At 66.7% G+C, this 11511-nt stretch carries 10 protein-coding genes; 3 read left to right on the top strand and 7 right to left on the bottom strand.

Annotated features, from left to right (window positions below):
- Nucleotides 1-13: 13 nt before the first annotated feature.
- The 5 genes from KZJ41_RS22890 to KZJ41_RS22870 form a co-directional block, all read right to left on the bottom strand.
- A complete protein-coding gene (locus tag KZJ41_RS22890; protein WP_006934236.1) occupies nt 14-265 on the bottom strand; it encodes a DUF3263 domain-containing protein in 252 nt (83 codons plus the stop codon).
- 145 nt (nt 266-410) lie between these two features.
- Nucleotides 411-1856: an aldehyde dehydrogenase gene (locus KZJ41_RS22885; protein WP_029545765.1), complete on the bottom strand. Its 1446-nt coding sequence runs from the start codon at nt 1854-1856 to the stop codon at nt 411-413.
- Between the two features lie 36 nt (nt 1857-1892).
- Nucleotides 1893-2999, bottom strand: coding sequence for an NAD(P)-dependent alcohol dehydrogenase (locus KZJ41_RS22880; protein ID WP_029545763.1), 1107 nt, complete (start codon nt 2997-2999; stop codon nt 1893-1895).
- A gap of 59 nt (nt 3000-3058) precedes the next feature.
- Complete coding sequence (locus KZJ41_RS22875; protein ID WP_006934226.1) at nt 3059-4288, bottom strand: NAD(P)/FAD-dependent oxidoreductase; 1230 nt, start codon at nt 4286-4288, stop codon at nt 3059-3061.
- 4 nt (nt 4289-4292) lie between these two features.
- Nucleotides 4293-5615 carry a cytochrome P450 gene (locus tag KZJ41_RS22870; protein WP_006934225.1) on the bottom strand — a complete coding sequence of 441 codons (1323 nt, stop codon included), beginning with the start codon at nt 5613-5615 and terminating at the stop codon, nt 4293-4295.
- Nucleotides 5616-5979: 364 nt separating this feature from the next.
- Here KZJ41_RS22870 and KZJ41_RS22865 point away from each other — a divergent pair, with 364 nt between their 5' ends.
- Nucleotides 5980-6297, top strand: a complete 318-nt coding sequence (locus KZJ41_RS22865) for a 2Fe-2S iron-sulfur cluster-binding protein (protein ID WP_006934224.1) — start codon at nt 5980-5982, stop codon at nt 6295-6297.
- Nucleotides 6298-6369: 72 nt separating this feature from the next.
- On the opposite strand, the gene KZJ41_RS22860 is transcribed toward KZJ41_RS22865, so the two are convergent.
- The gene (locus tag KZJ41_RS22860) at nt 6370-7317 is read right to left on the bottom strand and encodes a LuxR C-terminal-related transcriptional regulator (protein ID WP_037201139.1); all 948 of its coding nucleotides are present in this window, start codon (nt 7315-7317) and stop codon (nt 6370-6372) included.
- A gap of 28 nt (nt 7318-7345) precedes the next feature.
- Nucleotides 7346-8476 (bottom strand): LuxR C-terminal-related transcriptional regulator, encoded by a 1131-nt coding sequence (locus KZJ41_RS22855; RefSeq protein WP_029545761.1) that lies wholly within the window; start codon nt 8474-8476, stop codon nt 7346-7348.
- 249 nt (nt 8477-8725) lie between these two features.
- On the opposite strand from KZJ41_RS22855, the gene KZJ41_RS22850 reads away from it, so the two are divergent.
- Together KZJ41_RS22850 and KZJ41_RS22845 are read left to right on the top strand one after the other, a co-directional pair.
- Nucleotides 8726-9505: an enoyl-CoA hydratase/isomerase family protein gene (locus KZJ41_RS22850; RefSeq protein WP_006934220.1), complete on the top strand. Its 780-nt coding sequence runs from the start codon at nt 8726-8728 to the stop codon at nt 9503-9505.
- Between the two features lie 231 nt (nt 9506-9736).
- Nucleotides 9737-11422: an AMP-binding protein gene (locus KZJ41_RS22845; protein ID WP_029545758.1), complete on the top strand. Its 1686-nt coding sequence runs from the start codon at nt 9737-9739 to the stop codon at nt 11420-11422.
- Nucleotides 11423-11511: the final 89 nt, after the last annotated feature.

The raw sequence follows: 11511 nt of genomic DNA, 5'->3' as shown, positions 1-11511 counted from the left end.
ACGACCGCGTATTTCACCGTCCTCGGTTGGGCGACGTCGACTTCTGCTGGACGACCGTGGGATAGCCGAGTTTGCGTGTGCAAAGGCTCTTCAGACGGCGCCGCGTCCCGGCGTCGATCTTCGGTTGCGCGTCGAGGAGACACCGCAATCGGTGGTAGAAGTCGGTGGGGACGAGTCCGAACTCGGGAAGGATGTGCTCGTCGCCGCCGTCGTAGGGTGCCCACTGTACCGCGAAGTCGAGCAGCGCGACTTCATCTTTCGTCATTGTGTCTCCTTTCCTGGCACCTACCGCCGCGGGCGCGGCTGCATGCTTGTGCATGCGGCCGCGCCCACGCCCCCCCCCCCCCCCCCCCCCCGGGGGGGGGGGGGGGGCCGCTGTGGGCGCCCCCCCCCCCCCCCCCACGCCGGGGTCATCGCACGTCGAGGTAGATGCTCTTGAGTTGTTGGTAGCTTGCCAGTCCTTCGGGTCCGAGTTCCCGTCCGAGTCCGCTGTTCTTGATGCCGCCGAAGGGGGCGGTCGGATCGTTGGCGTAGCCGTTGATACCGACCGTGCCGCTGGCGATGTTGCGGGCGAAGCGTGCACCGCGTTCGGGGTCTGCGGTCCAGACCGAACCCCCGAGGCCGTAGTCCGAGTGGTTGGCGATGGCCACGGCCTCGGCCTCGTCGGTGTAGGGGATGACCGACAGCACCGGGCCGAAGATCTCCTCCTGCGCGATGGTGTGCCCGGTCTGGACGTCGGCGAAGATGGTGGGCTCGACGAACCAGCCGTGATCTGCCCCGGCGGGACGCTTGCCGCCGGTGGTGATCCGCCCGCCGTCCGACTTGCCCTTCTCGATGTAGCCTTCGACGCGGTCGCGTTGACGGGCCGAGACCAGCGGTCCCATCTGGGTGGTGTCGGAGAGCGGGTCTCCGACCGACAGGCCCTTCGCGAGATCGGTGATGGTGTCGACGATCTCGTCGTAGCGTGAACGCGGCGCCAGGACGCGGGTGCCGAGCCAGCAGATCTGGCCGTTGTTGAGCAGAGTCGCCGCATAGAAGGATTCGATGTTCGCGGCGAGGTCGGCGTCGTCGAGGACCACGGCGGCGGACTTGCCGCCGAGCTCGAGAGTGACGGGGCGGAGCAGTTCACCGCACGTGCGACCGATTGCCCGGCCGGCGGCGGTGGATCCGGTGAACGAGACCTTGTCGATGCCCGGGTGGGCCACCAGGTAGGCGCCGAGTTCACGTCCACCCGGGACGATGTTGAGCACACCTGCGGGAAGGCCCGCCGCGATCGCCGCTTCGGCCATCAGGAAGGCATCGAGCACGGTCTCCGGAGACGGCTTGAGGACCACGGTGCAGCCGGCGGCGAGCGCCGGAGCGAGCTTGAGGAACGTGATGGCCTGGGGGACGTTCCACGGCACGATCGCGCCCACCACGCCGATGGGGGAGCGAGTGACGAGGGCCGATCCGCCGAGCATGCCGGGACGAATCTCGTCCTCCTGTTTCGCCGCCATCTCGGAGTAGTAGCGGAGCAGGATAGGCGGGAAGCCGCCCTCGAACTGCCGGGCCAGGCTGATGGGCATGCCGTTCTGGCTGCTCACCCGGGTCGCAGTGTCCTCGGCGCGGGATTCGAGTTCGTCGGCGAAGCGGCCCAGCACCTCGGCGCGCCGGGCGGCGCTCCACGACGCCCAGCCGTCCGGGCCGGTGAACGCCGCGCGGGCGGCCTCGACCGCATCGTCGATGTCGGACTCGGTGCCGTCCGGCACCGAGCCGATCCGCTGTTCGGTGCTCGGCGAGATGACCGAGATCGTCGCATCGCCGGACGGCCGTACCCATCCGCCGCGGATGTAGAGATCGGTGTAGTCGATCGTCATCGGGGTGTCCTTCTCGAAAGTGTGTCGGTGGGGTGGTCAGTCCTGCACGAGCACGGGCTTGAGCACCTCGCCCCGGTGCTGGGCCTCGATCGCGTCGTTGATCTTCGCGAAGGGGAAGGTGGTGACGAGCTTGTCGAGCGGGAACCTGCCCGCCTTGTAGAGCTCGACCAGTTCGGGGATGAACTCGTCGGGGACACTATCGCCCTCGATGATCCCCGTGATCGTGAGTCCCATGGCGAGGGAGTTGATGATGTTCAGCGGCACGGAGGCCGCCGGGTCGGCGGGTACGCCGATGAGGCCGATCTTGCCGTGGAAGGTCATGGCTCCGACGAGCGACTCGATCACGGCCGGGACGCCGGAGGTGTCGATCGCGTAGTCGACACCGGCCGGGACGATGGCCCGGACCTGCTCGACGAGTGGGCCGGCGGCAGGATCGACGACGTGGGTGGCGCCCAGTTCGAGGGCGAGTTCACGCCGGGATCGATGGGGTTCGACGGCAATGATGGTGGTGCAGCCCTGCACGACGGCACCCATGACGGCGGCCAGGCCGACGGAGCCGGCGCCGGCGACGAGTACCGCAGATCCGGGCCGGCAGTTCAGGGAACGCATCACCGCGCCCGCCCCGGTCTGGATGCCGCAGCCGAGGGGAGCGAGGAGTTCGGCCGGGACGTCGTCGGGAACCTTCACGACGTTGCGTTCGAAGGCGAGGCTGTAGGTGGCGAAGGAGGACTGCCCGAAGAACAGACCGGTGAGGCGCTCACCGTCGGTGGTGGACAGCGGTCCCGTGCCGTCCTCGCGCACCCCGTCGTAGGCGAGGTGCATGAACTGGTGGCAGTACGAGGGTGCCCCCGTGGTGCACGACGGGCAGGTCCCACAGCTGTTGAAGGTGATGCCCACGCGGTCCCCGGGGGCGACCTTGGTGACGCCGGGGCCGACTTCCCGTACGACGCCGCATCCTTCGTGGCCGAAGACGGCGGGCAGCGCGGTCGGGAGGGCGCCGTCGCGGGCGGCGAGGTCGGTGTGGCAGATGCCGACCGCTTCGATCTCGACGAGGACCTCGCCGGCCCTCGGTCCCTCGATAGTGATCGGCTCGAGGGTGAATTCGGCGTGCGGCTCTCTCGCGACTGCTGCGAGTGCTTCCATCATCACGTACTCCATGTCTTGAGGGCCGGCCCGGTAGGGCCGGCGAAAGTCGAAATGCTCTACAGAACGGCTTCCCGCAGCGAGGTCGCGGGATCGGCGAGTGCGGTGGGGTCGAGCTTGGTGCGGTTGCCGATGAAGCGCTTTCCGGCCATGAAGTCGGCTGCGGCGTTCACGGTCTCGACGGCAACCGGAACACCGTCGCTGTCGAGGTGGAACAGGGCGAAGGAGGACTCGGACGGATCCCCGCGCAGGACTGCCCGGGTGGCGGAATCGACCATCCCGGCCATCTTCATTTTCAGATCGAACTGATCCGACCAGAACCACGGCACCTCGTGGGGTGGCAGGGGCGCGCCCGTGATGACGGCTGCCGCCTGCTTCGCCTGCTCTACCGCGCTGGGAATGCTCTCCAGACGCACCATCTTGCCCAGTGTGTCGTGCAGGCGGTAGGTCACGTCCCCGATGGCGAGGACATGCGGATCGCTGGTGCGCGCAGACCCGTCCACCACGATCCCCGTGAGGCAGTCGATGCCGGCTTCCCGGGCCAGTGCGTCGTTGGGGATCGCGCCGACGCCCACCAGCACCAGGTCACAGGCGATATCGGTGCCGTCGGCGAGGGTGACTCCACCGACGCGACCGGCTGTCCCGGTGATCTCCCGGACCTCGGCCCCCGTCAGGATGTGAGTGCCGCGGTCGCGGTGGAACTCGGTGAGGGCGGCCGAGAGTTCCGGACTGGCGACCCGTGCCAGTACCCGATCCTCACGCTCGATGACCGTGACCTCGCACCCGCGGGCGCGGGCCGACGCTGCGACCTCGAGTCCGACGTACCCACCGCCGACGATCGCCAGTGAGGACCCGGTGTGGACCGCCTCGCGCAGTTGTGTGGCGTCGCCGAGGGTGCGCAGGCTCAGGACACCGTCGAGGTCGCTGCCGGGGAGCGTCAGGGTCCGCGGTGCGGCGCCGGTGGCGAGGACGAGCGTCGTGTACTCGAGGGTCGCACCGGATGCCGTCGTCGCGGTCCGGGCATCCCGGTCGATGTGTACGACCGGATCACCCAGGCGGGTTTCGATGGCGTTGTCGGCGTAGAAGGATTCCGGCTTGAGCCATTGCACGAACTCGTCGTCGGTGTACTTCTTCGACAGCGGCGGACGGTGATACGGCGGATGCGTTTCCTCCCCGCACAGGACGATGCGGCCGTCGAACTTCTGTTGCCGCAGCATGCCGGCGAGTGTGCCGCCGGCATGCCCGGCCCCGACGATCACCACGGTGGGTGAGGGGTGTGACGTGAGCATCGTGTTACCCGGTGAACTCGATCTTGACGGGCATGTTCTTGAGTCCACCGACGAAGTTGGTCTGGATCATCTTGGTCTCGTCCACCAGCGCGAGGGACTCGATGTGGGGGAGCAGTTCCTCGAACATGATCCGCAGTTCCAGCTTCGCCAGGTGCTGGCCGATGCACATGTGCGGGCCGTAGCCGAAGGCGATGTGCTTGTTGGGCCGGCGGGTGATGTCGAAGCGATCGGGGTCGGGGATGACCTCGGCGTCGCGGTTGCCCGACTGGTACAGCAGCATGAAGCGGTCGCCCTTCTTGATGTCGCGGCCGCGCAGCGTGTAATCCTGCGTCGCCTGACGCATGAAGTGCTTCACCGGCGAGGCCCAGCGCAGCGACTCGTTCACGAGGTGCGGAGCGAGTGCCAGGTCGGCCTTCACCTTGGCGAGCTGGTCCGGGTTGCGGCCGAGCTCGAGGATGCCGCCCGCGAGGGTGCTCGAGGTGGTGTCGTGGCCCGCCGTCGCGATGGCGATGAACCAACCGTAGGCCATCTCGTTCGGGTAGTACCTACCGTCCTTGTCGCGGGCGAGGGAGATGATCGTCGCGAGGTCGTCTTTGGGGTTGGCGCGGCGATCCTGGAGCAGCTGTTCGAAGTATGCGTAGAAGTCCTGGATCGTGGCCACCCACTGCTTGGCGGCGGCATCCGGAGTCAGCGGTTCGACATCCTCACGGACGGCGTCGGGGTCGGCCGTCCCGAAGAATTCCTGTGTCAGGGCCATCATGCGGGGCTCGTCCTCCTCGGGCACCCCGAACAGGCTCATGATGACGTGCAGCGGGTAGTGCAGGGCGAAGTCCTTGACGAAGTCGATCCGGCCGTCCGTCTCGAGGAGCCGGGCGACGGACGCCTTGGCAAGGTCACGGATGGTGGCTTCCCACTTCGCGAGGTTGGTGGGCCGGAACCAGTCGATCGCGATGTCCTTGATCTCGGTGTGCTCCGGCGGATCGAGGTAGGTGAGGGTCTCCAGGATGCGGAGACTGCCGTTGTTGATGCTCTTGGTGAACTCGTCGCCGGCCTGGTTCGCCAGAATCGGGTTGACGGAACCCTTGTCCTCGCCGCCCGCGCTCGTGAAGATGTCGGGCTGGCGCTCGATCTCCATGATGTCGGCATGCTTGCTCACCAGCCACAGCGGGTCGTACCCCTCCACCACGGCGCGGCCGAGCGGGTTGTTCTCGCGCAGCCAACGGTAGGCCTCGAACAACGCGTCGTTGTCCCGGTGCCCTTCGGGCAGCACGATCCGACGGGCGACGGTGTCCGGAATCAGCTCCGTGACCTGCTCTGTAGTGCTCATCGATTCCCCTTCGTGGTGCAGTGAGATCTGCGTGGTGCAGTGAGATGTGGCGCCATAGGTTCGACGCTCACGCCGACTGACGTGACTCGAGCCTGTCAGCCCAGAGAGTGAGAGGCATCACACCAGCGAACGAATGTTGTCCACCTAACGGGGGATGTGTGCCCGGTCACCCCGCGGCACTGTGCTGGTCCCGTCGCAACTTCACCCTCAGGGAGGGGGGTAATCGGTCGATGTGGTGATGCGGGCATCCAGTGATCCTCGACACAATTGTGGGCACGGAGAACGGCCGCACCTTCCGGGTACGGCACCCGGCCCCGCGAGGCGGCCGCGCAGATGTTCATCGGTCAACCTGGAGGAGATCGCCATGCCCACTGTCGTGTACCAGCTCCCGGACGGCTCGACGTCGTCCGTCGACGTCCCGGCCGGCCAGAGCGTGATGGACGGATCGGTACGCAACAACCTTCCCGGCATCGTCGCCGAATGCGGTGGCAGCTGCTCGTGCGCCACCTGCCACGTGTACGTGGACGACTCCGCCGCGGTGTTCGGGGAGCCGACGGCAGAGGAGCAGGATCTTCTCGAGTTTCTCGACGGCGTCCAGCCGTGCTCTCGCCTCGCCTGCCAGCTCGTGCTGACGCCGGAGGTGGACACCATCACGGTGACCGTGCCGCCTTCCGACGCCTGACGACGTCGTCCGGTGGGCCTGCATCGCCAGGCCCGCCAGGTCAGGGCGAGTCACGGTGCCGGGGCCGCCGCGTCACCGAGGGGTGGACTGATACTTCGCGATCAGTTCGGCGCGGTTGGTAGCGCCCAGTTTTCGGAGGATGCGTTTCACATGCGACTTGACCGTGTCGACGGTGATGACCAGTTCGGCGGCGATCGCGGCGTTCGACGCACCGGTGAGAATCAGCCGAACGACGTCCGCTTCGCGGTCGGTGAGCGGATCGAGCAGGCGCTGGTCCGCGTCGTCGTGTTCCGTGGGGGACGGCGCGCTGTCGGTCGCGCCGCGTGGAGGCAGCGCGTCGAAGTCGGTGTCGCTGCTCCACCGTCGGGCGCTCTCGCGGAGGAGAAGGTCCTGACGTTCGCGACGCGATTCGAGACCGACCCGTTCGAAGCAGCCGCCGAGCATTTCCGCGAACACGCTCAGGGCGTGGCGCCGTGGACCGTCCAGTGCTGTGTCGACGTGCAGGAGCGCGGTCGCGTTCCCGTCGACGAGGACCGGAACGGTGGCGAAACCGCTGTTACCCAGAATTTCTCGCATCGACTCGGGAACCACTTCATCGACCGTGACCGTGCTCGTCGCGAGCGCATGTGCTTCGGGGGAGCCCGCCACGAGGTCGAACCCGAGGGGCAGCGACGGCGTCGTACCGGGGTCGGTGCTGAAGGAGGTCACGGGAACGATTCGATCCCCCTCGAGCCGAGACAGAAGGACCTTCCGGGCAGAGCAGAGTTCGGCGACACGCTCGCACGCGCGTCGCATGAGTTCCGCACTCGAGGCGGCGTCGTCCAAGGCGTGGACGGCACGATCGATGCCTGACGCCAGTGCGCCGACCTCGGCGGTCCGCTTCTCCGCGAGGGCCTTTCGCCGATCGAGGAGATCTACGAGGCGCCGGCCGAGTTCGGCTGCGCGCTCGGGGGTGGCAGTGCGCATGTCGGTGAGGAGGTCCGCGATGGCGCGTTCGAGATCGGCGTCCCCGGTGTTCATGTCCGGCTGCGCATCCGCTTCGGGTACGTCAGGCACCACCAGTCACCGTCTTGGCATTGGCGTACAGCGCTGCCACCTCGGCGCGCGTCGATACCCCGAGCTTCTTGAAGATCCGTTGGACATGGCTCTTGACGGTGCCGTCGGAAATACAGAGCCGCCGGGAGATCGCCGCATTGGTCGCCCCGGTCGCCATGAGTGTGAGCACTTCGCGCTCGCGAGTGGTCAGCGACTGCGCGCGCGGAATGGCCGGGTCCTGCGACCCACCGTCCAGCGTCGCCACGTCGGAGCGGGACAGTTCACGGGTACCGAGTTCCGGCATCGTCACGGGCGCCTGTGCGAGGTGCCGCAGTGCCCGGGTGAGACGTTGGACCTCGGCGTCGATGTGCTCGTTGCGCGCATAGATCTGCTGCCGCAGATCGGCGCGTTCCTTCGACGAGGCGCACACCGCGGCGAGCGCGCCGACGATGTGGACGTCGGTGTCGGAGAGTCCGTCGCTCTGCCGGTCGACGTGGATCATCGCCACTGCGCGGGAGCCGACGACGATGGGAACGGCGATATATCCCGCCGGGCGCGACAGGTCGATGAGAGGACGGTACGTGTGCCGGTAGGTGTCGGAGGCATCCACTGCGTACGGCCGGCGACGCCGAACCAGTTCGGCTTCCCGCGGGGCTTCCCGCAGCGAGATCTCTCGACCGTCGATGGCCTTGATGAGTGGGTGGAAATCCCCGGTCAATTCGGGGTGGACGGCGAGCGCGATGGGTGACCAAGTGGAACCGCGGACCACGGAGAACATGGCCTTGGCGTACCCGAGGTTCGTGCACAGTTCCTGCGTCACGGTCTGCGCGATCCGGTCGGCTCCGGTGTCGATGGCGCGCACGACGTGTTGGAGCGCCTCGAACTGCTCGCTGTGCATGCGCAGTCGGCGCGAAATGTCGTCGCGGTCGGCGGCGTCGAGCCGCATCACGAGGTCGGCGAGCCGTACCGCTTGCTCCGGAGAGTCGGCGCCCTCCCGGAGTTTGCGGGCTGCGAACGCGCGGATCACTGCCGGATCCGGCTCGCCACCCGCCAGGCGAACCAGGCTCGGCTCGCTGCCGAGGAGTTCCTGCAGTTCTGCAATTGCCTGCTCGGCAAGCTCGAACGAACTCGTCGAAATGACCACTCACTACTCCTCGCGCCACGGCGGCCACACGGACGGCGGCGACGCCGTCGCGCCTTCCTGTGACACACCACACAGTATAGAGAGTTGCATCGCCAGGGCGTCCGGTCGCCGTCTGCGGCTTACCTCCAATGTATATGGTCAGTCCAATCTCGTCACGCTCTCGGCGGAAATTGCTTCGATCGGCTCTTGTCTCCACCTGTTCGCGAGGTTAGGGTCGAATGGTAGGACCAAAATGGAAGGATGGCCAGTATGGCTTCCCCTGTGCGCTACGACGTCGACGAGCACGTCGCCGTCCTCACTCTCGACCGCCCGGAAACCCGCAACGCCCTGTCCGACGACCTGCTGGACGAACTCCTGGCCGCGCTCGAGCGCGCGCGGGGGGACGACGACGTGCGGGTTGTCGTGCTGGCCTCGTCGCACGAGAAGATCTTCTCGGCGGGCGGTGACCTCAAAGCATTCGCGAGCGACACCCCGACGATCGTCAAGTATGCGGGCCTGGACCGCTTCCCGCGGCTGTACCGACTCATCGGCGGTCTCGGCAAGCCGGTGATCTGTGCGGCCGGTGGCGACGTGCTCGCGGGCGCGTTCGGGCTCGCGCTCGCCTGTGACTTCGTGCTGGCCAAGGAGTCTGCCCACTTCGGATGCCCGGAGATCAACGTCGGCGTCTTCCCGTTCATGATCTCTGCGCTCATCTACCGGAACGTCGGGCGGCTCAAGGCCAATGAGCTGATGATGTATGGAGAGAAACTCACCGCCGCAGAAGCTCACGAACTGGGACTGGTGAATCGCGTGTTTCCGGACAGCGACTTCGATGCGGAGGTGTGCGCGTGGGCGCGCCGACTGGCGAGAAAGTCACCGCTGCTGATGCGCCTGGGCAAGGATGCCATCAACAACACTCGTGACATGTCGCTGCCGGACGCACTTGCGACGCTGCAGTCTCAACTGGCCCTTGCCTTCACCACGGAGGATGTTGTCGAAGGTGTCACGGCCTTCCGTGAGAAGCGTGCGCCGGTGTGGAAAATGCGATGAGGAGCCACGGCGGGCTCCTCGGGGTCCGTCGTCGACAGCTACCGGGCTACATGGCTCAGCCGGTGCCGGGCTCGCAGCCGACGGTGAATTTTTGTGGGCCCCTTCGCTTGCCGGTCGACCAGCGGGTGCAATGAGCGCTCGCGGATGTTGTCGTAGGTGGTTGCCACTTCGGTCTAACCATTCTAATCTTTACGTAAACGTGTGGCAGCTCAAGAAGGACGGAATCCTCCCATGACGCGCGATCGAAACCTCGGCCGATACACCCCCCGGCAGGTAGAAGAGTTCTATGCCAGTGGCCAATGGGCCGACGAGAACTTCACCGACCTTCTGCGGGCACGTGCCGAGGGCAGCCCCGACAAGATCTTCGTCACCGACGGCGTGCAGGAGCTGACCTTCTCGCAGCTCTACGACAGGTCGCAGCGGCTGGCGCTCGGCCTCCACCGGAGAGGGCTCCGGGCCGGCGACCGTGTCGCCGTTCAACTGCCCAACTGGGGGGAGTTCGTCGTCGTCGCAGCTGCGCTCGCTCGGATCGGCGTGGTGACGGTGCCGATCATGCCGATCTACCGGACGGATGAGGTGTCACACGTTGTCGCCGACGCCTCGATCCGGATGGCGATCGCACCGGCACAGTTCAAGGGCTTCGACCATGCGTCGATGTTCGATGGTATCCGGCGGTCGTCGCGGACGCTGGAGACGATCATCGCGGTCCGCGCTTCGGAGGAGAGCCGTCAGGCACTCGCCGAGCGGGGCATCGAGGTTCTCGAGAGCCTGGTCGTGGACGCGGACCCGGACGTCATCGACACGGAACTCGGCTTCCGTGCCCACCCCGACGATCCGTTCGTCATCGTGTACACGTCCGGAACTACGTCGCGTCCCAAGGGCTGCCTGCACACCTTCAACACCTACGCTTCGGGCGCACGTGCGCTGAAGACGGCCTTCGGGCATACCGAGGCGGATGTCCAGTTCGGGCCGTCCCCGATCACGCACACCACAGGACTCGTCACCAGTGTGCTCGTACCTCTGCTCAGCGGCGCGGCGACCCACATCATGGCGGAGTGGGCCCCTGAGCGCGGGCTCGCCGAGATCAAGAAGTTCGGATGTACGGCCGCGGTCACGGCCACCACGTTCCTGCAGACGTTGTTGGCTGCGGCCGACGAGGATCCGGACGCTGATCTATCCTCCCTCCGGGTCTGGGTGTGCGCCGGCTCCCCCATCCCGGCGGCCGTGGTGGAGAAGGCGAAGTCCGACCTGCCCACCACCACCATCCTGTCGCTGTACGGGAGGAGTGAGAATCTCACCACGACGACCTGCACCGTCGAGGACGACCCGAGCCGGGCGGTCACGTCCGACGGCGCCGCGCTGCCGGGGGCAGAGGTCAAGGTTGTGGGGGACGACGGCCTCGAGGTGGCACGGGGGAGTGAGGGCGACATCGCCTATCGCGGGCCCTCGCATATGATCGAGTATCTGAACCGGCCCGAGGACACGGCGGAACTCTTTACTCCCGAAGGTTTCTCGAGATCAGGAGATCTCGGAGTCATGGATGCCGATGGGTTTGTCCGGGTCACCGGCAGAACCAAAGACATCGTGATCCGCGGCGGCATGAACATCAGTGTGCGCGAGGTCGAGGACAAGTTGGCCGATCATCCCGGAATCCTCGCTCTCGCCGTGGTGGGAATGCCCGACGAGCGGCTCGGGGAGAGGGTGTGTTGCTACGTGGTGCCCAAGGAGGAGCAGAATGCTCCCACCCTGGAGCATCTCCGCAACTATCTGCTCGATCGGGGAGTTGCCATTCAGAAGACACCTGAACGCGTCGAGGTGGTCGCCGAGTTGCCCATGACCGCCACCGGGAAGATTCAGAAGCACCTCCTCCGCAAGCGCATCGCGGCAGAGTTGACTGCCGGTGCCCAACGCCCATAAAGGTTGAGAGGCAGGTGAACTCCTGGTTGCCCGATGAGTGGCTCACGTCACTACGCGACCAGGAGTTCACCTGCGCTTGCCGCGCCGTG

The organism is Rhodococcus sp. 11-3 (assembly GCF_023704055.1).
Lineage (GTDB): Bacteria > Actinomycetota > Actinomycetes > Mycobacteriales > Mycobacteriaceae > Rhodococcus > Rhodococcus aetherivorans.
Note: the sequence above shows the minus strand (reverse complement) of the source record. Positions and strands in the feature narration are given on the sequence as shown.